The 26,117-nt window shown below is 55.2% G+C and carries 17 protein-coding genes and 1 pseudogene; 10 read left to right on the top strand and 8 right to left on the bottom strand.

Annotated elements, in window-relative coordinates:
* Positions 1–306: 306 nt before the first annotated feature.
* Complete coding sequence (locus ACR3ZL_RS00310; RefSeq protein WP_473649867.1) at positions 307–1,485, bottom strand: hypothetical protein; 1,179 nt, start codon at positions 1,483–1,485, stop codon at positions 307–309.
* A gap of 290 nt (positions 1,486–1,775) precedes the next feature.
* On the opposite strand from ACR3ZL_RS00310, the gene ACR3ZL_RS00305 reads away from it, so the two are divergent.
* From ACR3ZL_RS00305 to ACR3ZL_RS00270, 8 genes are all read left to right on the top strand, one after another.
* Positions 1,776–1,982, top strand: a complete 207-nt coding sequence (locus ACR3ZL_RS00305) for a hypothetical protein (protein WP_473649868.1) — start codon at positions 1,776–1,778, stop codon at positions 1,980–1,982.
* Between the two features lie 72 nt (positions 1,983–2,054).
* Positions 2,055–3,302 (top strand): type III PLP-dependent enzyme, encoded by a 1,248-nt coding sequence (locus ACR3ZL_RS00300; RefSeq protein WP_473649869.1) that lies wholly within the window; start codon positions 2,055–2,057, stop codon positions 3,300–3,302.
* A gap of 2 nt (positions 3,303–3,304) precedes the next feature.
* The gene (locus tag ACR3ZL_RS00295) at positions 3,305–4,804 is read left to right on the top strand and encodes a high affinity choline transporter 1 (RefSeq protein ID WP_473649870.1); all 1,500 of its coding nucleotides are present in this window, start codon (positions 3,305–3,307) and stop codon (positions 4,802–4,804) included.
* A 372-nt stretch (positions 4,805–5,176) separates the two neighbouring features.
* Complete coding sequence (locus ACR3ZL_RS00290; protein ID WP_486173131.1) at positions 5,177–6,943, top strand: AMP-binding protein; 1,767 nt, start codon at positions 5,177–5,179, stop codon at positions 6,941–6,943.
* Positions 6,940–8,235, top strand: a complete 1,296-nt coding sequence (locus ACR3ZL_RS00285; protein WP_473649873.1) for a thiolase family protein — start codon at positions 6,940–6,942, stop codon at positions 8,233–8,235. Before ACR3ZL_RS00290 ends, ACR3ZL_RS00285 begins: the two co-directional genes overlap by 4 nt.
* A gap of 1 nt (position 8,236) precedes the next feature.
* Positions 8,237–10,432, top strand: coding sequence for a 3-hydroxyacyl-CoA dehydrogenase NAD-binding domain-containing protein (locus tag ACR3ZL_RS00280; protein WP_473649874.1), 2,196 nt, complete (start codon positions 8,237–8,239; stop codon positions 10,430–10,432).
* A gap of 93 nt (positions 10,433–10,525) precedes the next feature.
* Positions 10,526–12,496, top strand: a complete 1,971-nt coding sequence (locus tag ACR3ZL_RS00275) for an acyl-CoA dehydrogenase family protein (protein WP_473649875.1) — start codon at positions 10,526–10,528, stop codon at positions 12,494–12,496.
* Positions 12,497–12,508: 12 nt separating this feature from the next.
* Positions 12,509–13,468 carry a patatin-like phospholipase family protein gene (locus ACR3ZL_RS00270; RefSeq protein WP_473649876.1) on the top strand — a complete coding sequence of 320 codons (960 nt, stop codon included), beginning with the start codon at positions 12,509–12,511 and terminating at the stop codon, positions 13,466–13,468.
* Between the two features lie 12 nt (positions 13,469–13,480).
* On the opposite strand, the gene nadD is transcribed toward ACR3ZL_RS00270, so the two are convergent.
* The 4 genes and pseudogenes from nadD to nrdR all read right to left on the bottom strand — a co-directional run.
* Entirely contained in the window at positions 13,481–14,146 is a 666-nt protein-coding gene (gene nadD, locus ACR3ZL_RS00265) for a nicotinate (nicotinamide) nucleotide adenylyltransferase (RefSeq protein WP_473649877.1), read from the bottom strand.
* Positions 14,139–18,881 carry an outer membrane protein assembly factor BamB family protein gene (locus ACR3ZL_RS00260; protein ID WP_473649878.1) on the bottom strand — a complete coding sequence of 1,581 codons (4,743 nt, stop codon included), beginning with the start codon at positions 18,879–18,881 and terminating at the stop codon, positions 14,139–14,141. Before ACR3ZL_RS00260 ends, nadD begins: the two co-directional genes overlap by 8 nt.
* A gap of 10 nt (positions 18,882–18,891) precedes the next feature.
* Positions 18,892–20,076 (bottom strand): FtsX-like permease family protein, encoded by a 1,185-nt coding sequence (locus ACR3ZL_RS00255; protein ID WP_473649879.1) that lies wholly within the window; start codon positions 20,074–20,076, stop codon positions 18,892–18,894.
* Between the two features lie 98 nt (positions 20,077–20,174).
* Positions 20,175–20,618 (bottom strand): annotated as a pseudogene (gene nrdR, locus ACR3ZL_RS00250) (transcriptional regulator NrdR); the annotation flags it as partial.
* 210 nt (positions 20,619–20,828) lie between these two features.
* On the opposite strand from nrdR, the gene ACR3ZL_RS00245 reads away from it, so the two are divergent.
* Together ACR3ZL_RS00245 and ACR3ZL_RS00240 are read left to right on the top strand one after the other, a co-directional pair.
* On the top strand, positions 20,829–21,515 hold the full coding sequence (locus ACR3ZL_RS00245) for a PH domain-containing protein (RefSeq protein WP_473649880.1): 687 nt from the start codon (positions 20,829–20,831) through the stop codon (positions 21,513–21,515).
* Between the two features lie 4 nt (positions 21,516–21,519).
* Positions 21,520–21,909, top strand: coding sequence for a DUF4339 domain-containing protein (locus ACR3ZL_RS00240; protein WP_473649881.1), 390 nt, complete (start codon positions 21,520–21,522; stop codon positions 21,907–21,909).
* Here ACR3ZL_RS00240 and ACR3ZL_RS00235 read toward each other — a convergent pair.
* The 3 genes from ACR3ZL_RS00235 to ACR3ZL_RS00225 form a co-directional block, all read right to left on the bottom strand.
* Positions 21,906–23,162, bottom strand: a complete 1,257-nt coding sequence (locus tag ACR3ZL_RS00235; RefSeq protein WP_473649882.1) for a hypothetical protein — start codon at positions 23,160–23,162, stop codon at positions 21,906–21,908. The two genes, ACR3ZL_RS00240 and ACR3ZL_RS00235, sit on opposite strands and share 4 nt — an antisense overlap.
* A 162-nt stretch (positions 23,163–23,324) precedes the next feature.
* Positions 23,325–24,905, bottom strand: a complete 1,581-nt coding sequence (locus tag ACR3ZL_RS00230; RefSeq protein WP_473649883.1) for a hypothetical protein — start codon at positions 24,903–24,905, stop codon at positions 23,325–23,327.
* A 249-nt stretch (positions 24,906–25,154) separates the two neighbouring features.
* A complete protein-coding gene (locus ACR3ZL_RS00225; protein ID WP_473649884.1) occupies positions 25,155–25,958 on the bottom strand; it encodes a TrmH family RNA methyltransferase in 804 nt (267 codons plus the stop codon).
* Positions 25,959–26,117 lie beyond the last annotated feature (159 nt).

The raw sequence follows: 26,117 nt of genomic DNA, 5'->3' as shown, positions 1-26,117 counted from the left end.
TGATTGGTTTTTGTAGCTGGATTGGACAGAATTCAGAGCACCGGAGTCTGGCGACACCGCCTACATCCTTTTCTAAAACGCTCTAACGCGGTCGGCTGACTGATGTTGGTGCCAATTCCCTTGGTGCCAAGTATCTAGAGGTTCGTTCTCGCAGAGAGAGGCTTGACCGTAGCCGAAGTCAGTGGGACTCCGGCTACAAACGTATTCTCGATGGTTATCAGGGTTGCGGGCAGAAGCGATTCGGTGAATGCATTCTGCCTGAATGCCTAACCCGGTTGATTCCCCGGGTAGTTGTAGCCAGAAAGCTTACTGCTCTACGGCTTCGAAGATGGCGATTTGGCCATCGTTGCGCAGTCCCTTTTTGTTCTCGCCGCCATTGGGCCAGGACAGGACGATGCCGAAGAGCTTACCGTCTTTTTCAACCGGGCAAAAACCGTGCATGTGCCGCATGTAGGAAAGCGTGTCGTGCGTTGCCGGGGTTAAGAACCCGGCGGGCTTGCCATCTTCAACGACCAAAACGGACGCCGTCTTGGACTTCGGAAGTGGGTTCAATAGTGGCAAGAAGATGCTTTGACCGTTGTGAGAAAGGTTGCATGGGTTGGATCCGGGTGGCAGTTGGACGTAGTAGCCGGAATTGGAACCAGGCATGCGCACTTGAGCACCGCCGGCGGTGAAGGCGTAGACTCGACCGTGAGCACGTGAGGCAACTTCGACAATTTCTTGACCATTGTCGGAGCCGACTTGGACGCCGTGCGCGGTGCTGAATAGACCGCCTTTGCCTTCCTTGCCGCCCCATGCGGTTGGTCCCCAAACCCATTGGCCGTCTTGAATCTCGGCGGTCAGTGCGAAGTCACCGGGAGCGTAACCGATGACGACCACCAGTCGTTTGGCTTCCGGTGCGTATACGACGTCGCAAGGGGTGAACTTGCCTTTGGCCTTGAAGTATGCGTTGACCGTTGGGTTGTCGAATTCGTCGCCTTGGGGTTGGGTAAGCTTGGCGACAACTTCGCCTCGTTTCGAAATGACGACTTGGCCGGTATTGGTCGACGCAAACGCCCAATAGGATTGGCCGTCGATTTCAAAGCAATCGGCACCGTGGGCGTTCATGCCTTTTGCGAAGATCGGGTCTTGGCCTTCGACGAGCGTCCATTGCTTCATGTCCGGGTCCAGCGTGACGAGACCGTGGCGGGCGACAACGGTCACGATTTCTTGGGTGCTGGCATCTTGGTCGGCGTTGTTATGCAGGCCACCTTTGGCTGCGGCGATCATCTTTTCAGATTGTTTGCCTAATTCGGGACGATGTTCCCAGCGGAAGGTTTTGCCATTGGCCGTGAAAGTGTTGGCTGAATCGCTAGCCGATTCCTGGGCTGTCTTTGTGTCGTGATCATGATCGCCATGATCGTGACCCTCATGGGCGAAGCCGTTGACGGCGAAACCGCCAACCAGGGCGAGGTAAACAGCAAAAGTGACTCGGGTGTAAAACACGTTGTCGGAACTCCGGGAGGGGCGAGATGGGAAACTTAGCCCCGCATTGTGGTCGATCGACCAACAAGATTCAATTGCTAAGAATCGACATCGTTTTATGGGGCAGGTAGGCGGTCTCGGGCGGTCTATCCCGAGCGAAGCAGGCGATTTGGCCGGGGCGGCACCTGCAGAAATAGACTGGCAAAATTTTGGCGTTTTCGCTCTCGACATAAAATTCAATCTACCGATACTATTCCGGCTGTCGGTTCCGTCATTGTTTTGGCGAACGGACAGAAGTGTATGGCGTTTTAATGAAATTTCGTTGGGAGCTTCCTGGCGGACGATCGGATGAACGCTGGCAGGACGATCCAAAGCGAGATCACCCAGCCGATAGCACAACGTTGCCATACCCTAGAGGTCCCGCATTGAGAAGCGGGACGTTCGCGAAGGTCAACACGTTATTGCTGCCCCGGATGCGGCCCGATAACAGCGAGGAAAAGTCGGCCATGATTCCCTGAAGATAGGGGAATTTGTTTGGTTGTCGTTTTTTCAGTTTCTCTCAATTGACCTTTTTGAGGCACCCTAGCCATATGATCGCACGGCTACCGCTGCGCTCGCGTAGTAACCACGCTTTCGAATCCCTTCCTTTCATCACCACCATCGGCGACTCATGTGTCGCTGATCCTAGCGAGGCAATCGCCCTCGGACGAACTGCCCAATCGCAGGTCTCGTTTGAGCAAGCTCGCCAGCTAACCGAGCAACACGGCAGCCCGCTGCTGATCGTTTCCAAACCTAAGTTGATTGAGACCTACTGGTCGATGAAAGAGGCGTTGCCAGGCGTCGATCTTTACTATGCGGCCAAAGCGAACCCCGATCACCATATTCTTTCCACGCTATGTGCCGAGAATGGTTTTGTTGATGTTTGTTCGCCGGGCGAAATGCACGCGGCACTAGCGGCTGGATTCACACCCGATCGCATGCTGCACACGCACCCCTGTAAAACAGATTCGAATCTGCTGGAGTGCTATCAAGCTGGGCTGCGTTGGTTCGTCTACGACAACCCAATCGAAGCCGCAAAGATCGCTCGTTTGACCCCCGACGTGAATCTGTTGTTGCGGTTGGCAACGACTGGATCGTCGAGTCGCATTAATCTTTCAGCCAAGTTTGGTTGTGCGACTGACGAGGCTTTGGAAATGTTGGCCGTTGCTCGTTCGATGGGTCTGAATGTTCGCGGTTTCTCATTCCACGTCGGCAGCCAGTGTCTCAATCCTGAAGACTATTGTGCAGTGCTTCGGCAAATCCGCATGGTCTGGGACGACGCGACTGCCGCTGGATATTCCTTGGAAGTGCTCGATATCGGCGGTGGGTTTCCAGCGCCGTATCGAGACGAAGTTCCAACCGCGGAGTCGTTTTGTGGCGTGATTGCGACTGGACTACAAGAAACTTTTGGTGACCTCAACATTCGATTGATTGCCGAGCCCGGACGAGGGATTTGCACCGAGTGTGTGACTCTTGCGACGACCGTGATTGGGAAAAGCACTCGCTGGGGAACCCCTTGGATTTTCATCGATGATGGGATCTATGGTTCGTTCTCTGGAAAGATGTTCGACCACACTGATTTCCCACTGCTTGTTCAAAACGATGGATCGCGGGAAACAGTATCTTGCGTTGTCGCCGGTCCGACTTGTGACTCAAGCGATATCGTTTCGAAGGACCAATTGCTTCCTGAATTGGAACTCGGTGAATTGATCTTGGTTCCGTCGATGGGGGCATACGCTGGTGCCAGCGCTTCGCCTTTCAATGGACTGCCCGTGGCCAAGAGTATTTGCGTGGGTTGACGATGCTGAGTATTGCCATCGTCAGTTATCTGGCGCTGACTATCGTTGTCGGTTGTATTGCCTCCCGCCGTGTTGCGGGGGCACGCGATTTCATGGTGGCTGGGCGATCATTGCCGCTGTACATGAATTTTGCGTGTGTGTTTGCAACCTGGTTTGGGGCCGAAACCGTCTTATCGGTTTCGGCAACATTCGCCGGCGAAGGGCTGAGTGCGATCCCCGGCGATCCGTTTGGGTTTTCTGTTTGCCTGATTTTGGTTGCCGTATTTTTTGCAAAAGCGTTCTATCGACTAGAGCTTTTGACGATCGGCGATTTTTACCGCAAACGATTCGGGAAAACCACCGAAGTGCTTACCTCGGTGGTGATCGCGGCATCTTATCTCGGTTGGGCGGCGGCGCAGCTAACCGCCCTTGGGTTGGTGATCTCGGTTCTATGCAAAAGCATGGGATGGGAATGGATGACCATCAACAACGGGATCTACGTGGGGCTGGTGATCGTCGCCTTTTACACCATGATGGGTGGCATGTGGTCAGTGGCACTGACCGACATGATTCAAACGGGCGTGATCATTGTCGGCTTGATCGTTGTCGCCGTGTTGATGGCGAAAGCGGCAGGCGGTGCAGGCGTTGTCGTTGAATCCGCTTATACCGCTGGACGACTACAGCTATTTCCTGATGGCGGAAAAAGAGAGTGGTTTGTCTATATCGGAGGGTTTCTCACGGCGGCGTTGGGATCGATTCCCCAGCAAGACGTGTTTCAGCGAGTGACGAGTGCGAAGGACGAGCGAACTGCAGTTCGTGGGACCCTCCTCGGGGGACTGTTTTACTGCGTGTTCGCCTTTGTGCCGATGTTCATCGCCTACTGTGCCGTGGTGATTGACCCGGATTATCTCAAGCAATTTGCAAGCGAGGATTTGCGTGAAGTGCAGCGTGCACTGCCTTCGGCGATCATGCTGGCGACTCCATTTTGGGCACAGGCTTTGTTCTTGGGAGCATTACTGTCAGCAATTTTGTCGACTGCGAGCGGGACTCTATTGGCGCCCGCGAGTCTGATCGTTGAAAACGTCGTGCGACCTTTCAGACCAAATATGGATGACAAGACAATGCTGCGATGGCTGCGTAGCGTCTTGCTGGTTTTCGCAATTGCGGCCGTATACCAAGCCGTTAACAGTAACAACACGATGTACCAGATGGTCCAGCAGGCTTACAGTGTTCCGCTTGTCGGCGCGCTGGCACCGCTTGCCGTTGGTTTGGGGTGGGGGCGTGCAACGACGCAGGGTGCTTTGCTTTCCATCTTTGCAGGCGTAGGCACTTGGTTAGCTGTCGACTTTCTCACGCCAGACTTCATCGTGCCGTCACAGTTGTGCGGCTTGGCGGCTAGCTTGTCCGCAATCGTTATCGGATCCTTGATGCCACAATGGATCCCGAACCATCCGAGTTGGGCGAATCCGAGCGTCCACGCGAACGGCGAACCCATCATGGAGATGGTTGCGGAGTCCGCTTGATCGGTGCCGGCCGGCGGACTCTGTGTGACGAGCGATAGGGACGGTCGAAACCCAGTTTCGTAGCGAGGCCAACCGCGGTTTCGCCGGTCACAGCTATTGGGAAAGGTCGTGATTGCCGCTGTTTGCGACGTGTTCTTTTCCCTAATTGCCGAATTGCGTGAAAATACTTGTCTTTGTTGCAGTCGTGGCGTAGAATGGAGTGCAACAAGTCGCTGAGCAGTTTCGGCTCGGTTTCCGCTCTCGACTTGACGTGCTGGGCCGATCATCGGTTTTGGTCGGTTCGCGATTGTCGCAAGATTTCTCGTCTTGGCTGACTCCGGGCCGACAGCCGACCGCTCCTAGGGAGAGGGCGGAAGTGTTGGGAGGTCCACTATGGGTCACCGGCGTTCCAATGATCAGCGATTCAGTTTTTCTCGCTTCGAGAATGACACCGCTTATCGTCCAGCAAACGGGATCAAGTCTTATAAAGACTTGCCTGCCTTCGGCCTTCTTCAGCATGCCGCCGAGCAACTTCCCCAGCGTGATGCGATTGTGTATGGAGATTCGCATTGGTCGTACCGTGAGCTGAATCAACAGGCGATTCGTGCCGCAGCGGTGTTGCAGCGATTGGGTGTGCGACCCGGAGATCGCGTTGGGATTCAGTTGCCCAATGTTCCCGAGTATGTAATCGCGGCCAACGCGATTTGGCGCGCCGGTGGTATCGCGATCGCGATCAGCCCTTTGATGGTTGCCGACGAAGTAGACAAACTGCTGCAGGAAACCGGTTGCCGGCTGGTCGTGTGTTTGGACATGCTCAGTGACACGGTCACCGATCTGGATGTGAAGTTGTTGTTGGTGTCGATTCGCCAGCACTTACCATCGCTGCACCAACTTGGCTACCTATGGATGCGGCACCAGCGAACGGGTTATTGGACGATGCCGTCGGACGAGCGGTGCCGCTGGTTTTGGGATGAAATGCAGGCGGAGGAGATGGAGTACCGCCGAGTGGTGATCCATCCATCAAGCGATGCGGCGTACATCTTGCCAACCGGTGGAACAACGGGAGTTCCCAAAGCGGTGACGCTTAGCCATACAAACCTCGTCGCGAACGCTTGGCAACAGTTTGTTTGGACGCGCCGTTCGTTTGGTCGTGAGAAAATGTTGGCTGTGTTGCCGTTCTTTCATAGCTATGGGATGTCCGCGACGGTTTTGGGAGGCGCTGCGACTGGGGCAACTTTAATCATGCACCATCGTTTTAATAGTAACCAAGTCATTGACCTGCTTCACGAGCATCAGCCAACTGTTTTCCATGCCGTTCCAGCGATGCTGGTAGCGATGAATGAGCGATTTCGCGCGGTGGAACCTGACCTGCGTGGGCTTCGTTGGGTGATCTCCGGTGGTGCGCCGTTGGATGCGGAAGTAGCTGACGAATTCAGTCGCCATACCGGAGCCTTGGTTGTCGAAGGTTATGGATTGAGCGAAGCGTCACCGGTAACCCACGTCGGGCATCTATTCCGTGAACCAGCGTACGGCACGATTGGCTACCCATTGCCCCGTACCGAATCGCGAATCGTGAACGCGGAAGACGGCCTTACCCCGGTGTTGCACGGCGAAGTGGGCGAGCTCATTATCCGTGGCCCCCAAGTCATGATGGGCTATTGGAACGATCGGGCTGCCACCGAAGCGGCGATTCGTGGCGGATGGTTGTATACCGGTGATCTAGCCATGCAAGACACCGCTGGTCGTTACAAGATTGTGGGACGCAAGAAGGATCTGATTATCACGTCGGGATTCAACGTTTATCCCAGCGAAGTGGAGTCGGCTTTAGTTCAAGCCGAATGGATCCAGGAGGCGGCTGTGGTAGGCGTCCCGGATCCCAGCCGCGGTGAGGTTGTAAAAGCGTTTCTGGTGCTTGCGCCGGGATCGAAATGGGATGAAGCGGCTACTCGGGCTCATAGTGAGAAATTGCTTTCAAAGTACAAACGTCCCCGGATGTACGAGGTTTGCGAGGACCTGCCTCGTAACTTTCTCGGCAAGGTGATTCGTCGCTCGCTTCGTGAAGGTGCTCAAACGTCCTCGTCCCAAACGCCCGTGAAAGACGAGGCGATGAATGATGAGACGCTCAGTACCGGCGACTCAGCAAAGGAGACCGCAATATGAAACCGCTTGAACCTGTAGCGATTGTCTCGGGAGTACGCACTCCGTTTGCCAAAGCGATGACCGACTTGAATGATGTCTCAGCGGTTGAGCTAGGGCGAGTTGCTCTATTGGCCGCCGTAGAACGAGCCGGTGTGACGGCCAAAGACATTGATGAAGTCGTGATGGGAAATGTATCGGGGCCACCCGATGCCGCCAACGTGGCTCGTGTGATCGCACTGAGCGCTGGCGTTCCTCAAGACCGAATCGCGCACACCGTCAATCGTAACTGCGCGTCGGGCATGGAATCCATCCTGTCGGGGTGGGATGCGATTCACCGAGGTCGGGCTTCGACCGTGGTCGCAGGCGGGACCGAATCGATGTCGAACATTCCATTGCTTGTTCATCCGAAGGCGGCAAGTCGCTGGATGGAATTGGCACGCGCCCGAACTTTTGCACAAAAGATGAAGGCCGTCATGAAGTTTCGCCCTCGTGACTTCAAGCCAGTCATTGGCATCGAGCTGGGATTAACCGATCCGGTTTCTGGATTGAATATGGGCGAGACCGCGGAGGTTCTTGCGAAAGAGTTTGGCATCACGCGCGAGCAGCAAGACAAGTTCGCGATGGAGAGCCATCAGAAGGCAGAAACGGCTCAAAAAGCTTGTTTTCTGTCCGGTGAGATCACGCCAGTTGCGACGGGAGACGCGGTATCGTTCGAGAAAGACAATGCGATTCGATACAGGCAATCCATGGCGGCGCTCGCCAAGTTGCGTCCGATCTTTGATAAACAAGGATCTGTTACTGCTGGTAATAGTTGTCCGTTAACGGACGGTGCGGCATGTCTTGTCTTGTCGGCGGCAGACCGGCTGGACCGTTTCTCCGGTTCGCCGATTGGTTACGTGACGGACTATGCAATCGCGGGATGTGATCCTCGCCGGATGGGTTTAGGGCCAGTCTATGCAATCGCCAAACTGCTCGATCGGACCGGATTGAAGCTAGACGATTTTGATCTGGTGGAGATCAACGAGGCCTTTGCGGCGCAAGTGCTGGCGTGCCAAGTGGCGTTAGCTTCTAGAAAGTTCGCGCAAGATGAGTTGGGGCGATCGGAGGCCGTTGGCGTGCTCGATCCAGCCAAGCTAAATGTGCACGGCGGAGCGATTGCTTTGGGGCATCCGGTCGGCACAACAGGAACACGTTTGGTGTTAACGATGCTTCGATCGCTCAAACAAACCGGTGGGCGGCGAGGGTTGGCCAGTCTTTGTGTGGGGGGCGGCCAGGGTGTGGCGATGATTTTGGAAACAGAACTGGGAGAATGAAATGAATACGGCGATTTATCACAACTTCACCGTGACCGAAGACAAACGCGGTGTGGTCACCGTTTCAATCGATGTGCCGGGGAAACCCTTCAACATCCTGACACGGGATGTAATGGAGGAACTCAGTCAGATTGTCGATTCGATTGAGCACGCTGCTGGAATTCGATTGGTGGTGTTTGAAAGCGGCAAGGAAAGCGGTTTTCTCGCTGGCGCGGACGTGTCGGCGATTGCGGAAATCGATTCTGTTAAAGAGGCGACCCGGTTGATCGTCGCTGGGCAATCTTTGTTTCAACGCATTGCATGGCTACCGATGACAACCATGTTGGTGATTGACGGGCCATGTTTAGGCGGAGGTTTGGAGTGGGCGTTGGCGTGCGATTACCGAATCGCCAGAGCAAACAGCCACACGAAGATTGGACTTCCCGAGATCAAGTTAGGGTTGATCCCCGGATGGGGCGGAACCCAACGTTTGCCCCGATTAGTAGGGATCGGTACTGCCTTAGACATGATCTTGAAAGGCAAGCACCTTAATGCGCAAGACGCGGTGCGAGTCGGACTAATTGATCAAGCGATTGATCCGGAACAGTGGCAAACGCAACGCGATCACTTTGTTACGAAAGTGCTTTATCGTAAGCAGGGACGTGCACATGGGTGGATGACGAAACTCAAGATCCGATTGTCACAAATGGGGTGGATTCGTCAAGGAATCTTGTCGGTAGCCCGTAAAAAGGTCGCATCGAAGTCGCTTCATTATCCAGCTTTGAACGCCGCCATTCGGGCAATCGATGCGGGCTTTGAGCGTGGGCCGATCGGTTATCAAGTGGAGCGGGAAGAGTTCGTTAAGCTTCTCAATACGTCCACATCCAAGCGGTTATTGGGACTGTTTTTTGCTCGCGAAAAGGCTCGCAAGTTTTCAACCTGGACCGAAGACGTGACGCCCGCTCTGCATCATTCACCGATTCGCCGCGTCGGTGTGATCGGAGCAGGGGCGATGGGAGCGGGAATCGCTCAGCTTGCGGCGGTCCGAGATTTTGACGTGGTCGTCAAAGAGATCGACGACAAGCAATTGCAATCAGGGCGAATACGAGTGACGAAGCTCATGAAGAGTTTGGCCTCGCGTCAAGATTGGTCGGAAGCGAAGCTGAAGTCGACACTCGATCGAGTTTCTTACACGACCAAGCCAATCGAATTGAACGGTTGTGATTTGGTGATCGAAGCAGTTGTCGAACGCGATGAAGTGAAGGCGAAGGTGTTTGCTGAAATGGACCGCGTGACTCGCCCGACTGCCGTCTTGGCTAGCAATACGTCCTCGCTTTCGGTGTCCCGAATGAGCGAGGCGACCGAGCATCCTGAACGGGTAGCCGGCCTGCATTTTTTCAATCCTGTTCATAGGATGGAATTGGTGGAAGTGATTCGCTGTGAAAACACGGATCAGGCCACCGTTGCTCGTCTAATCGGCTTTGTCAAAGCGATGGGCAAGACACCGGTGGTGACCGCTGACACATCAGGATTTCTGGTCAACCGAGTGCTGTTTCCTTATCTAGGGGAAGCAGTGCGGATGTTGGGCGAAGGCTATACGGTGAAGCAGATCGACGGTCAGGTGCGGAAGTTTGGTATGCCGATGGGGCCGCTGGAATTGCTCGACCAAGTGGGGCTGGATATCGCGGTCCATGTCGCCAGTTCGTTGAAGTCGGTTTCTCGCGGGACCGCTGAGGTTGTGACGCCATTGTCTGAAATGGTCAGTGCGGGCCGTTTAGGAAAGAAGACCGGTCGCGGCTTTTACGACTATCGCAAAGGTCGCATCTGGAGGGCGATGGATCGGCTCAATAAACCGGCTGAAGCAAAGTTGGTTTCCAATCGAGATGGCTTTGTCGTCGATGGCTTATCGGAGATTCAGCGTCGGTTGGTTTACCCGATGCTGATTGAAGCCATCACCTGCCATCAGGTGAAGGTGGTTGAGGAAGCTTGGGCGATTGACTTGGCGATGGTGCTTGGGACCGGCTTTGCACCCCACCACGGCGGTCCGTTGCATTTAGTTGACACGATTGGATTGAAACGGGTGGTTCAGAACAGCAACCACTTATGCGTTTTGCACGGCGACCGATTCACTCCGCCCGAGGAGTTGCTGGCGATGGCCGAGCGTGGCGAGACCTTCTTTGGTCCTCGATTGCATCGTGAGCCTAGGTCGACCCATTGAATGACTTAGCCGGCGGGGGCGAGAGCCTGATTCGCCGGCGTTTTCCGCTCGATATCGAGTGCGGTGATGTCCCTATCGTTGAGGAGATTTCTGATGAGTACCGATATTCATAAAGACGAGACGCTGGCACCAACGGAAGCTAACCGTGTGGAGGCCGGTCCTGTCAAACAAGGTGAGTCGTTTGCTGAGGTTGCACTACGGTTAGGCGGTGCCTCGGCCGACGAAGCTCGTCGTACTGGTGTGCTAGACAGTGCTGATGATCAGGTGGAAGACCTGTTCGCACCGCAGTATCAAACCGCCAACAGTCCCGCGCACCGAGCGGTTTGGGATCGGTTAGTGCCGACCGAATTGTTCTACTGTGATCTCGATATGCCGTCCGAAGACGTGAATCGGGTCAGCGAGCGTTCGTTGTCATTGGTCCGCTATCACCGGGATCGCGGGACATTGTTGAACGATCAGGGCAAAATTGCGGATGATGTGTTGGCGGATCTCGGTGACGCTGGGTATTGGGGAACCCTGGTCGATCGGGAATACGGCGGAAGCGGCGCTTCGATGCAACAGTTCGCTCGTTTGGTGACCTCCATGGCAACGATCGATCCGACGGTCGCCGGTTTGGCCTCGGTTCATGGTTGCATTGGGGCGGTCGATCCGGTGCGATCATTCGGAACCGCGGAACAGAAACAACGTTTGCTTCCTAAGCTGGCTGATGGGACGCGATTGTCGGCTTTCGCATTAACTGAACCGGGCGCCGGTAGTGACTTGACGGCTTTGAAAACGACAGCGGTCTTGGACGGTGATGAGTACGTCGTTAATGGCGAGAAGCTGTTCATCACCAATGCGATCGAGGGCCGGACGATTGGTTTGGTGTGCAAAATTGACAATGTGCCCAGCGTGTTGATTGTTGATTTGCCCGATCACCAAGACGAGCATTTTCAGCTGAATCAATACGGTATCTATGCTTTACGCCGGGCACATAACAACGGTCTTGTATTCAAGAATTTCCGTGTCCCAGCGGAAAACCGGTTGATACCGGTACGTGGTGACGGACTGACGATCGCATACCACGGATTGAATCTTGGCCGAGTCGCGTTGTGTGCCAATGCCGCAGGCACGATGCGTTGGATGTTGTCAGAGATTTTGCCGTGGGCAAGTTTCCGGAAAACGTACGGGCAGGCAATCGAACAACGCGAGTTGGTGCGTCGACGGATAGGTCGAATGGCGGGCCTAATCGTGGGCTGTGACGCGATGACGCAGTGGTGTGCTGGCTTGCTTGATCAAGGGTTCCGCGGTGAGATGGAATGCATTGTCGCGAAAATATTTGGCAGTGAGGCGCAAAAAGAAGCGGCGATCGAGTTGTTCATGAAGACGCATGGTGGGCGTTCGTTCCTGCACGGTCACATGTTCGGCGACAATGTGCATGAGTTTCTGGCGCCGTGCATTTACGAGGGTGAAGGCGAAATGCTGGGGATGGCTTTCTTCAAGTCGCTCGTCAAGCATCACGGTAAGACGTTCTTCGAGCCGATCGGTCGAACGCTGCATGATCTTGGGATTTCACAGCCAAATCTAGCCAACCCGTCGCATCTTTGGGCGCTGCGTGAACCAATGATGCGGTATTCGAAGTGGTACGCTGGTCGACGATTGGGCGGAGCGCACTGGACACGGTTGCCGGATATGTCGGCGAAGTTGCACGCGCATGCCAAGTTTGCACAACGCACCCTTTCCGAAGGCGGTTTCGAGATTAGTTCGACGATGCGTAAGCATCAATTGAAGTTGGCTGACCGACAGTGTCGTATGTCACAGCTTTCATCCAAGATGCAGGATGCGTTGGTGATCCTAGTGACAAGCCAATACGCAGCTTTGTCTCGCGACTCGGTCACCGAATCGGCCGGAGTCGCTCTTTGCGCTGAACTGCGTCGCAGAATCACGGGAGCCAAGGCAACCGATCGTGAATTCCATCAGGTGACCCAGCTAGGCAAACGTATTGCCGAAAAGGGTTGGCACGAGTTGGACGGTGTTGAGTCAAGTGGAATCTTGCAGTCGTACGAGACAGCTTCGGAAAATTGAGTGGGAGGACTTATGAAACTGTTCGAAATATTTTCGCCTTGGATCCAACCGGATAGCAACGACAGGATGCCGGATACCGATGTGGTATCGCGGCGGGCTGTGGTTGCGCTGGGAGGTGGAGGTGCGCGGGGACTGGCGCACTTGGGGGCGATGCAAGCCATCGGCGAGTCAGGAGTCCAAATCGAGCGCATCGTAGGCGTTAGCATGGGAAGTTTGGTTGGTGCCATGTGCGCTATCGAACCGGACATCCGGAAAGTGCAATCGCAAGCGTTGCAGCTTCTGCACTCGCCGATCTTTCAACTTAAGCAGCAAGAATTGTGTGGGGCCGCTCCACCGAGTGGCGATGAACATTCCGGAAGCACGTTTTCTTGGTACACACGATTGACCAAGGTTTTGTCGGCTCATCGGCGATTAGCAAGGGCAGCGACCGGACCGAGTTTGATATCGGATGAATCTTTGTGTGATGCGATTGAACACTTGTTGCCGGACATGGATATCGCGGATGTGAAGTGCCCATTGAGTATCGTGGCGGTTGATCTGTATAGCGGTCAACGCGTCGTGCTGGAAAAGGGATCGCTTCGCTTGGCAGTGCAGGCTTCGTCGGCAATACCAGGAATCTTTCCGCCGGTTCGGTGGGGCAACATGTTGCTATGCGATATCGGGGTAATCGAATCGCTTCCCACACTGCTTGCCCGCAGCTACGCAAGCGACTTAACGATTGGAGTGGACGTTAGCCAGGATCCGACTTGTATCGATCGGTGTGATACGGCATTGGATGTGATGATGCGATTGGACGATGTTTGCGAGCGGATGATGCGGCGACACGTGCTTGAGGCTGCGGACGTGATCATTCGTCCTGAAGTCGGAAACGTGGCCTGGTTTGACTTCAGTCGCCCAGAAGATTTGATCGAACGCGGCCGGAAAGCGGCACACCTATCGCTGGCTATGTTCGAAAATCGCCACGCTGCTTAAAACGCATCAACGTTAGTCGACCGGGTATGGTGATTCGTTGCGAATGAAGGCGGCGACAGGGTGTGGGGTTTGGAAGCGGATTGATTTGGACCGCGCCAGTCGCGATCGTAGATCGCTGCTGCTGACTTCGATTTGTGGCATGCGGATTTCGGCGTTGCGGCACTTCTGCACAACGTCGGGATCAGCGAAGTCGTTTAGAATTTGGTAGTCGGGTTCAGCGTGACCTCCCCGAGCGATAACGGCTAAGGTGCACCGCTGGAGAATTTTGGCGGGATCTTTCCAGCGGTCAAAAGAGGCCAATGAGTCGGCGCCCATGATCAGGAACAAGGGGGCGTCGGGTTGAGACGCATGTAAATAGTTCAGAGTGTCGACGGTGTAGCTAACGCCTTCTTGCTCCAGTTCCCAAGGGTCAACTACGTGACCTTTTTGTCCGGCCAACGCCAGTTTTAGCATTTGCAGACGTTGGGAATTGTCAGCGACCGGACCATGGGGTTTTAACGGGCTGGTCGCGGCGGGGAACCAACGCACATGGCTTACGGGTAGTTGTTCTAACGCGGATTCGGCCATCCAAAGGTGTCCGACATGAATGGGGTCAAACGATCCTCCGAAAACCCCAATGCCGGTTTGCACCTGAGCGCCGGCTTCATCACGTTGAATCCGCACCTGATCGCTATTCATCAAGAACGTCCGACGGAGGTGACTGGTCGGAGTCTTCGTCCGATGGTGGATCGGTTTCGGCTTCCTCGTCCGACGGGGTGTTTAGTGGAGTGTCGGAGAAGGTGAAAGTGAGCAGTTCGCTTTGGACCGTAGCCAGGATTTGATTGCGATGGGGCAGTAGCCGCACGTCGGTTTCGATTTTGGAATTAGGGCTGTTGATTTGCTTTTGTTCCAGCTCGACAAGCGTTTCGCCAGTCTCGACGCTCAGTCCCCAAACATCCAGTTCTCGCCGGCGGGCGGTGGTGCTGGTGTTGTAGAAGTGCCCGCGGGTCAGTAGCAACATCGGAGTTGCAAAGGGTTGGTGGGTTGTGATACCGCGAGCGGAATCAAACGAACGGCTCCAAGCAAGTTCCGCCGTCTCGGATTCGGGTGATGCCTTGATGCAGTGCACATCGGTGATGCCCTGAACCGAGGCACCGCCAGCAACTGTGATGGAGCTGACCGTGCGGAGTGTTGTTTGGGATAGCTTGCAGCGTGGTAGAAGTAGAAAACGATCCTGCAAACGCATCGCGGACAATCGGAATAGGTTAGGCCGAATGGGCACGCTCACATCGGCGATTTCTTCACCAGTCAGAACGTCCCAGATCGTCGCACGCCCTTCGTTGTCAAGCAGCGTGAAGTAGCGGCCTTCGATCAGTTCGCCGTAGCCGGAGGTCCGATCTTGATCGGTCAAGTTAACTGGCGAGGCGACGCGGCGTTGGACACGTTGCATCGAGATTGGGTCGAAGATTTCAACGATATACGGGTCATGCAACTTGGAGGTCGCTTCCTCTTTCGTCGCATCGTATTTGGAGACCAAAAGGGCATGATTCCCGATCGCGGTCATCATGGACGAGATCAGCAACGGCTTCGATTCAATACGCCGACCGTCATGCCAATCGAACGTGATGACTTCGTTGTTGCGTTCACTAAGCACAGCGACACGTCCATCACGTGCGACGACTCCGCTTCCGGGGGCGCCGATGTCGCTTCGCCAAAGTGGTTCGCCGGTCACGCAATCGAAACAGGCCAGTTCGTTTCCTTGAAGCAGGAATAGACGATTGCCTAAGACGGGACCCAAACGCAATTGGGCCTCATCGGCGTTTGCAGTTTTCGTATTGGTGAGGTAGCGATAGACCTCGTCACCGAACTTGGAAGTTTCACTTCGCAGTTTGGCTACCGGTTGTCCGTCCGGACTGTGGCTACGTCGCCACCGAACCGCTGGGGAATCGGAGCTTCCCGCTAGAACGCGAAAGAGGTCAATCGCGATCAGTTCGGATGGCGTAAGGACGAGCATCAAGCCGCCACTGATCGTGACTTCTTTGTCGCTGGAATTACGCGCCGTGAGGCCTTCGACAGGAATCGATCGGGCGATGCCGTTTCGTTCCAGCAGCGCGATTGGATTGTTGTCGCTGATTGCTTGCCAACCCGCCGTCGTTTGACCCATCAAGTGAATCGTTTTGGCGTATCGGCGGTCAGAGGTCAGGCCATGGATTGGACGTGCGCGGGTGGATTGCCATTGCAAGCTGACCGACGGCGGCCATTGGACTTGGCCACGCATGACGCCGATGGCGGGGAACTCTTCAAGCGTGTTCAAAATGGTTTGCGAATCGTCGGGGGTGAGACCGTCGCGTGTTTGAAGCAACGTTGCGATTCGGTTTCGATCCTGTACCCAAGCGGCACGACTGTAAGTCTTGGCTAACGCTAGCAGGCTGCTGAGGTCGAGATCAGCGGCATGTTTATCGGTGGGCAGTTCTGTCGCCCAGGCCAGCCGTTCACAAGCCAGGTAATCACCCTGGCGAAGGTACCGATTCAGTAGCAGTTGTCGCTCGGAATCCATGATCGACGACATTGGAGCGAAATGTGCCAATCGGCGACTGGGGCTGGATTGTCCAACATGCGCGAATTGGTTGAGATGATTTTGAAGGGCTTCGCCAACTTGTTGGGTTGTGGTTTCGTCCCCAGCGGCTGCGATTTCAGCAACGCGAGCACTCACCCATGACGACAACAAAAACTGTCGGCCATCGATGGGCAAAATGTGTGATTGCTGATCGTTGATACTCGGGTATAGGGCGAGAAGCTCGGAAAGCTCGAGCAAGAGTTCGAAGGCTTTCGCATGCTCCCCGTTTTGCAGTAAGTGGGTGCTCTGCAGAACCAGTAATTCCGCTCTTTGATCTGGACGATCAATCAGCGTTTTTAACGTTTCGAGATCGGCGTCGGATAGCGATTGTTTTTCACGCAGGCTACCGAGCATGGCCTCGACCGATAGCAAGATGACCTCATCGTTTTCCGGATCGATATCGCGGGCTTTGGCGAGTAACGCGAGTGCGGGTTCGCGTTCATCGAGTTCCATCAACAGTTCCGCCTTGCGAACAGTGGCGAAAAAGTCATCGGGGTCCGCGGCAAGAATCCGATCCACCGTAGGTTCGAGCGAATCTTGGCCGTAGGCAACCGCAAGCGTGGTGGCGCCTTGGGACACGATTTCGCCATCGACAACGATCAGATTGCCCAACGGAAAACGAACCACTCGGCGAGACAGAATGCTGCCGTCATTGGTCGAGATTTCGATAAGTTCGTTGTTGGATGTCGGCAAGAAGTAGCTTGACTTCCCAAACACTCCACGGCCGCTTACGCGCTGATTCGACTTCATCAGGGTGTTGGGAGTGGACCAAACTTCGTCGCCCGAGTGAATGTCATAGCCCATCACTCGGTCAGCGCGGACGATGATGTATTGGTCGTTTCGAATTCCCGCGAGATACAGATTTTTGATACGAGGTTGCGGCTGGAACCGAGTTTCTCCAGTAACCGCATCCAGGATGACTAGGCGATCTGATTCGACCGGCGTCAGCGCGATGTGGTTGCCTTCGGCGATGGCGACGGACGAAGCCCAACGCTGGCTTAGTTGTGTCATCGATACTTCCGGTGGCGGCCGGAAGACATTGCGAACGAAGTCTTGGTTGCGTGTTTGGCGATGGACCCAACGCAAGGTGCGGTCGATCAGGTCGACCGCGACCGTCACACCGGTTCCGGTCGGACAGACTAGAAGTCCATTGTGGTACGTCGGCATCGCACCGGCGACGCGGCGAACGGGATCGGATGTGATTCCGCTGGACTCAATCGAAACCAGGACCTGCCGCCAGTGCTCAGAGCCCGTCGCGGGATCCAAGCAAATCAACAAGATTTCGCCGGCCAGCTCCGCCATCACATAAAGTCGATCGCGGACGGGTAGCGGTGGACCCAAAAAGAAAGCGTCAGCCAAAGGCGAGGGTTCGTTTTCAACGGCACCCAGTCGCCAAATGAGTTTGCCTTCGGTCGCGACATCCAGAGCAACGAGCGTGTTCTTGCTGGCCTGGATGGAACGGATGCCTCGCATCCCAAATGGGTTGATACGTTCGATCTGGATTTGTTCGAGATTGTCGATCATGTAGACGCGTTGTCCGTCGCTGGACAATTGACCATAGGGCACATCATTCCAAACGCGTTGCGCCAAAATGTCGTTAGGGTCCGCTTGGCGCCGTAGACTGCCGGAATCTTCGTCGTCTTCGTCAGACACCGATTCCGGAGGCGAGAACCAAGGGTATTGCCAGATGCGTTTGCCGGTTCGTTGATCAACACCTAGCAATCGTTGGGTTGTTCGCATCAACAACTGATCGCCAACACGCAGCGGCGTCCATGAAGGAGGCGGTAACAACCCGGTGGCCTTGAGTTGTTCCGCTTCCGATTCGATCAGGCGTTCCTGGCGTGGGCTGCCGGATGTTTCTAGCATCCAGCGTGGGTTGCTGAGTGGCATTTGGCCGCCCGAGACACCGTTGCGATCGGGACGTCCACCGAACATGGCATATTGATTGGCTTCGGCTTGGGCGGTGATCGACTTGCCCGAAAAACGATCCTTGACGGCCGCTTGCCATCCTTCGATGTTTCTCGCGTTCTTGGCCAGGCTAGCCGGCCAGCGTGTGGGTGGTGTGATCTCGCGTTCGGTCAGAGCTTGGGATCCAGCGTGAAGCCAGATCACCTGGTCACCGAGTTGTTGCACGGCTTGAGGCGACGTGACCACATCGGTTAGTAGCATCAGGGTCGCCAGTGGGTTTCCGAGTTGCCACTCTCGCATCGCTAATAGGAATGATGCCTCGTAGCCAGCCTGAGTGTGAAAGAACTCTCGCCGGACCTGTTCAACGGCGTGCCAGTCGCGTGTGGTTTCGGCATCCTTGAGCGTCTTGGCGGCAAGCGGACCGTAGCGAAGTTCGTAAAGTTCCAAGCCTGACTTAGGCAGTTGGCCAATCTTGGCCCGAACCAATCGCATGATGGTTGGTTGGTCGGCTGCGTCCTGTTCAGATGGTAGCGATTGTTCGTCGATCAAGTCGGGTTCAGGATCCTGTACGCCACGATCTTGTGCATCGCGATCGAAACCCGACGAGTTAGGATTGATGAAATAGTCCTGGGCCGTTTCAGGCAAGTTCTCTCGGGATACCCGGCGAAGCAAATTGCCGAGTCGGACGACAGCGTCGCTGTAACGTTCTTGCTGGATCGCTTCGTCGGCTTCGCGGATTTGTTGACGAACGCTTCGGGGCGGCGGCAATAGTTCCGATTCGTTTGGGTTCTGCATCCCCACACGGATTTGTGCGGCGCAGTTTTGTTCAAACAAACCGGTACCTTGGAACGTTCCGGTGGAGAGGAACGCGCATACCGCAAACATACAAACAGGAACAAAACGTTTCACTGCTATTTCCTTAGAACAGGCTAGCCGGATCGGCTCGCAACAATTTTCGAAGCGCCAGCATGCCGCTGGTCAGGCACATCGCTGTCGTTAATAACAATACCATCCCGGCACGCATGACGTTCAAACGCATCGGTAACCCAGAAACCCATTCCACGCCCCAATACAAACCGAACGTCACGATAAGTGCGGGAATGAATCCAAACAAAGACAGTAAGACCGATTGTTGGGTCACCAAACCGACGAAGTAGCGATTGGGATAGCCCATCGCTTTGAGCGTCGCAAATTCGGGCATCGCGTCCTGTAAGCTTGTGTACAGGATTTGATAGCAAATGATCACGCCAACGATGAAACCCATCAGCGTTCCGATTGAAAAGATCTTCCCAACTGGGGTTTGTGATTTCCAGAAATTTGTTTCGCGAGTTTCCAGTTGTTTGGGAGTCATCACGACCCACTGGCCATTGGACATCTCTTGCAATTGACGGGCGATGGATGCGATTTCCTCGGGCGACTTGCGATCACCGTCCTTGAGTTTAATCATTCCCACGTCAACCACTTCGAGCGGCTTGCCGGAACCTCGGATGGGAAAGTAGTCGGCAAAGGCTTGCTCACGCACCATCAGCGTGCCTTCGTTGGCAAAGTCAGTTCCCAATTGGATCGTGCCGACCAAGCGGATGCGTTTTTTCGCTAGTTCAACAACCTGTTTTTTGGGTTGCCCATCAGCGTCCCATTCGAACTTGTATTCTTTTCGAGATTGCCGATCAACGAGCGCGGTGCCAGCGGGCTGGATCCGTGAACGGGATGCTTCCAAATTTTCGATGTTAAGCCAGCCTGGAGAGTCCGGGACTGAAATGACCCGAATGGCCCTTGCCGGGTTACCAGCGACCCGCACCTGAGCGAGGGACAGTTCAATCAATAGCGGCTCGACTGCATCGACGTCGGGATTGGCCAGGGCTCGGCGGAGAAGGCTTCTGGAAAAGCGTTGATTGACGGACAGCATGTAGCGAGCCGGGCTAACGGCGACCAAATCGCAATCCAGTTTCTTAATGATCGCGATTGGGCTATCCAGCAACGCATGTTGGAAGCCATTTTGCGTGAACATTAAAACAGCCGCAAAGCCAACACCTGCGGTCGCCAGGACAAGTCGACGCGGGGCGTGAACCAGATTCTTCCAAGCAAGTGCAGTGCGGCCGCTCACGACGATTTTTCCGTTTTAGACTTGTTCTTGGCCGGCTTCTTGGATGCTTTCTTGGCGGATGCGGGCGGTTTCACGTCCTCGCTATCGGCGCGGGATGTTTGCAGCCCAGAAACAATTCGCAGGAAGTCTTTGGCGTTTTCGAATTCACGATACACGCTAGCAAACCGGATGTAAGCGACTTCATCGACGCCAGCCAAGAATCGCAGGACGACCTCGCCAATCTTTTCGGCTGGGATCTCGAAATCAAATTCGGAATAAATTGCCGCTTCAATCTTCTGGACGGTGGATTCAATCGTCTCGCTGGGAACGCTGCGTTTGGAACAGGCTCGTTCGATGCCCCGGCGAATTTTTTCGCGATCGAATGGCTCACGAGTTTCGTCACTTTTGACGACCCGAACGCTGAGATCATCGATTTGTTCGAGCGTGATGAATCTTCGACCGCATTGCTGGCAAAGACGTTTGCGTCGCACGCGGTAACCGGCTTGGGCGGATCGGGAATCCAGCACCTTGTCGTTATCCGAATGACAAAATGGGCAACGCATGGGGACTCGGTGAAAGAAACAGCCAGAATTGGGATGAAACGGACACGGCGTCAGCCGGACGCTTCGTGTTCAGATTGTGGATCTTGGTTGAGGGTCTCTGACGGCATTCTGGGCACTGTGATATATTCATGCTAGTCGCCGCGCCTGATCCTACCAGGAATTAGGCCTGATTCATCAACAGTGTTCATTATTCATTGAAGCAGGTCCATTATGAGCGAATCAGCCAACCCTGACGCACCCGACAATAACCAAGCCCAAGATGCCGCTCCACCCGCAGTAGGCCAAAATACGGATCCCGCAGCAGAGCCAGCCAAGGCACGTCCGGTCACTCAAAATGCGGGATCGGTACCGCCAAACTCGCCGCGTGATCGATTTTCACAAGAAGTCGCGGCCAAACGTGATTCGATGGACGACCACGAAGAGGAAGAATCGCTGTGGAACGGCGGTTATAGCCCGAAAGCGATGGTGGGATCGTGGATTGTGTTGACCTTAGTCAGCGTGGCCCTAATTGTTGCCGCCATCATGATGGAGCAGGTACCCTTCGGGATTGCTTTGGCGATTATCGCCGTGCTTTGGGTTCTCGTAGCAGCCAACTACGCTCGCATGCGGTTGGGTTACCACTATGAATTGACCAGCCAGCGGTTCATCCACAAAACCGGACTTTTGACTCGCCGGACCGACCGCATCGAAGTGATTGATATCGACGATGTGAGCTACGAACAGGGCCCGATTCAGCGAGTTTTTGGCGTAGGGTCCATCAATATCACCAGTTCGGATCGTAGTGATCCTGAGCTTCGTCTATTGGGAATCGGAAACGTCAGCGAGGTTTCGGGACTGATCGACGATGTTCGTCGAGCGGAACGTCGTCGCCGTAGCCTGCATATCGAGTCTATCTAGTCCGATGGCGATTTGGTTTGTCCGCGCTGAAAGCGGAGATCTCGGGCCGTTACGTCCCGCTGATTTACTGACCCTGGTGCGAGATGGCACGGTGGAACCGACGACGATGGTTCGCAAGGACGATTCGTCTTGGTTCACTGCGTCGGAAGTGGGTGGGCTATTCGAGGCTGCCCGCCGTCCGACGATCGAGCACTATTGCCCGGGGTGTGATGTGCGAGTGCCGCCTCCGCCGTCGCAATGTCCGCAGTGCGGCAGTTCGATGGACCGAACACGCAAACGAATCATTGAACACTCGATCGGAAAGAAGGCGAAGTCCGAAACCGACCTTCCGAAGGGGCCAGCGGCGTCGGCGAAGCGTTGGCTTCAACGACGCATCAAGAAAGATGACGCTTAAAACTTAAGCGTGGCTCCGAAGTTGAAGCCGACGAACAAGACGTCGTCGCTGGTGTTAACGCTTCGGCGATTGGCATTCAGACCAACCAAGCTAGGAATTTGATTCTCAGCCGTTGCGACTTCGGTGATGTACCACAGTTCGGTGCCGGCATGCACTGCAAGCAGTTCGCCGAGTTGGTATTGCAAGCCGTTGCTGATTTCGAACATGCCAGCCAATCCACCGTCGTCATCCGAAGATCGGTATAGGGGGGTGGCGGCGTCGTCTTGGACGATGGCACTGCCTTCGGCCAGATTCCAGTAGGCACCCGCTTTGGCTCGCAAGAACGATGACACGTTGTTGCAAACCGGGGTGAAGATTTCGAGGCCCACTTGAAGGCCAATCATGTTGTTGGTTGAATCGCTAGCGATACGACCGGTTCCGGGAGTAGCGTGGGTGCCTGCGACGGTGGTGCTGCTAGCGGTGTAGGAGTACTCTTCTTCGAAGCTGATGTAGCGACCACCGAACGAGAACTTGGCGATGTCCCAAGCCATCATGGTTTGAACCGCTTCAGCGGACCAATAGGTTGACTCGTATCGTTGACGTTGAACGTCAATCAAAAGGTCGGCATCACCACCCGGAGGGGCGAACAGGAATACGTAGCCGACGTCGGGGTCAACCGCGTCATAACTTTCAGTTAGAAAAGTTCGTCCGTTGCCGTCATTGAGAGTTGCGCTCGTTTCCCAGTTCAGAGGGCCAGTGAAACTGACTTCAGTTCCGTTGACACAATCCGGCACGCTACCGATCGTGACACGCGGTGCCCATTCGAAATCGTATTCATCGAGTTCGAAAAGCTGAGAACGTGTGAAGTTGTCGAGCCCTTCGCGACGCATGTAAACCGCTTCGACTCGAGCGTACTTGTAAGGTTCGCACGTAGGGCATTCCATGCAACCGCCTGAGTTGCAAGAGGCTCCCGCCCCGTACATGCTCGACCCTGCACCGTAGTTCGTGCTGGAACAACCGCCGCTGCATTGGCTATTGCCACAATTGCCACGGCACTGGTGCCCGACTTGCTGGATCGCATTGTCGAGATTGGTAAGCGGTGCTGTTTCCTGCGGAGTCGACATCATCGCCAAGGCATCTGATGCTTGCACCACTGGAAACGATTGGCCGCCGTGCTGCACGAATTGGGCTTGCACGTCCGCATCGGCCGTAAGCATTCCTGCCAAGGCGAATGCCATGCCCCACTTCAGTGTTCGTAAGCATTTAATTTTCATAGCGCAACCAATGGTTGGACGGTCAGCCGTGGTACTGGCAGCTCGAGTGCTGGCAGTTGCTGTGCTGGGGAACCAAGTCATGTTCATGATAGAACCTCGAAACTGAATATGTGGTCACGTGACCGACAAGCTACGAACAATGGATGGGAAAACGTCAAATCACTAGCGGATGACGAGTTGGTCGTCGACAGGGACCAAAAATTGACTGCGAACCATACGAATGATTTCAGTGGCCTCTTCGCGGTCACTGCACGTACCGGATACGATCAGACGATCTTTCGATTCGCGGATGGAAACCGATGACGCGGGATAGTCCCGACGGATCGTTCCAGTAAGCCGATCGAGCTTGCTGATTGTCTTGGCCGGTTTGGCAACCATTTTGCTGGTTGTTTCCGAAGCTGAGGCCTCGGGTGCTGGTTTCCTGTTGGCAAAACCAGCTAGGCTTGCCGAGACGATGGGCGCGGACCGCACGTGAGTATTGGATTCTCGTGAGCTGGCTGGAGCTTGATACGAGATCATGGGTGGTGCGGCGACTTCGACGTGGGGTCGGAATCGTTGCGGATAACGCGGGCGTTCAGCCAGACGTGCTTGAATCTTAGGATTCTTAACCACTTCGCCAATTTCCGCCTTCGTAACAACGTCGCCCTTGGCGACCCATTGATCGTTAGGCGTTGGCAGCAGCGGTAGGGATTCGACATTCAGGACCACTGGATCCGGAAGCGATGAGTCGTCTGATTGAGCGAGCACCTTCTCTGGAACTGCGATCGGTTCGGCGGTTACGGTTGCCGATGGCTCGTTCATGGCCAGTTCGGATGGCGGAGCGTCGGTAGCGGCTTCGTCCATGACGGCTTCGTTGCGAGCGATTTGATTCGATGGAGCGTCCAGGCTGGAGTCCATCGTCAAGTCGGTCATCGAGAACGTGACGCTCGATTCTTGCTGAGCGACCTGATTTGCCGCAGGATTTGTATCTGCGTTAGGTGCTGCGAGTGCTAGTTCTTGGACGGCTTCAAACGGTTCGGTCTCCGCAATCTCGATTGCCGGGACTACCATCTGTTTCGCGGGAGTAGCGGTTTTCGCAATGCTGTTCGGTACAGATGCGGTGGTGGCTTCCGGGCGAACGACCGGTTGAGTTTTGGCGGTTTCGGGTGCCACAAACTCAAGCGTCTTGGATTGGCTCGGCGCCGTCGGGGCGAAACCAACGATGCGTGGCTGGCTGCGCTGCGATCGTGGCGAAGCCGTTGTGGTTTGTGGTGCGACCGACGGTACAGCCTGGTCAGCGGCTTCGTTGTGACCGACAACGTGTTCGTCGACTAAGCCGACAACCGGAGCATCGAAGCCGGTGTGGGCTGGGTTTGCCATTGGGTTGACGCGAATTTTGGATCCCGATGGCTTGCTGATTTCCAACGCCATCGTGTTCACTCGCGGACCGCCGATGGGAACCAAGCCAACTGCGGTGCCAATGCTCTTGAGCCGAAGTTCGGAGAGCTGCAGGTCCGAAGTTTGCTGGATTTGCCGAGCACCCGCTGGGACGCCGTGGCTTGGGCTAGCGTATGGATTGCTGCGTACCTCACCGCCCATTGGACGTTGCTGTTGAGGCAACGAGGTTGGTTGACCGGCGGTTGCAATCGCACCCGCCAATCCGACCGAAACACCGGCTCCCAGGCTCAACAAATTTGCAAGCCAAATTCGTTTTTGTGACGCTGGACGTGATCGTCTAGCGAGTCGCGGCTTGTCTTTGTACATAGCGGATCCTTACGCTCATGATCTATGGATCATGTACCCCCCCGGCACACTTTCCGCATCCGTTGACCATCTGTGTGTCCGTGTTGGAAACTACCGTACAAGGATTCACCGACAGATCGTCGAATACCCTCTGTATCGTCGGCCGGTCGTGTCGACATTAACGATTCTTTGGTTTGAGCCGCTTGTTCTGGATGGATTGGTATTGCCAGACGTAGTGGTTCTGATGCGTCGATCGGCGTGGTAGAGGTATCAGCCGCGTTGCCGAACGGCCTCAAACGCGACGATGGCAGCCGAAACCGACACGTTCAGGCTATCGACCCGGCCAGCCATCGGCAGTTTCACGGCCTGGATTAGACGCGGAACCGAAGTCGTATCCGCCGACCGCGTGCTTCCACAATGCGTCCAGCGGTCGCCTAGCCCGTCCGCTTCGCTACCTAAGATGACCGCAACGCGGTTGGCTCGCAGATCGGCGTCGTAAAATGAACTCGCTCCTTCGACCCGCATCGAATAGACATCGTCAACGTATCGCGAAAGGTACTCGTTGACATCGGCCTGGGTTCCTGATCCCGATGCAACGGTGAATACCGCGCCTAAGGAACTACGGATGGCGTTGGAGTTAAATCGATCACTGGGGCAGTCGCTCAACAACACTGCGGAAACCCCCGCCGCATCGGCGGTGCGAAAGACAGCACCGATGTTGCCTGGCTTTTCGACTCGATCAAGGACCAGGATCAGACCGGGTGGTGGCGGGCCCATGCGGTCGATGGAATCATCGATCGCGGCGAATTCAGCCACGCACCGCTGTTGAGCTTCGCCATAACAGATCTTCGCAAACAGTTCGTTGGAAATGCCACGATGAACGCCGATCTTGCTGGCGTGTTGACGAGCGGAGTCCATGCCGTCGACATCGATCGAGGTCTCGCCCGCCGCGTTGACGGGTTCATAAAATGCTCGCATTGTCAGTCCGGCCTCGATTGCACGCAGGGTTTCCCTCGCGCCGTCGACCAGAACGGCTCCCTCGGCCCGACGTCGCCGGTTATTGCGTAACGTCAAAAGACGACGAATGGCAGGGTTTCGTGAACTGCGAATGATTTCCAAGGTGGCGGGCCGATGTCGAGTCGAGTCAGGTAGTTGCAGCGGAAGATCGTTTCTGCCAAAAGGGCATGGCAAACGATCATGGGCTGATCGGGTTTGATTTGCTATTCTCACGGG

The organism is Rhodopirellula sp. J20-39, assembly GCF_057365095.1.
Note: the sequence above shows the minus strand (reverse complement) of the source record. Positions and strands in the feature narration are given on the sequence as shown.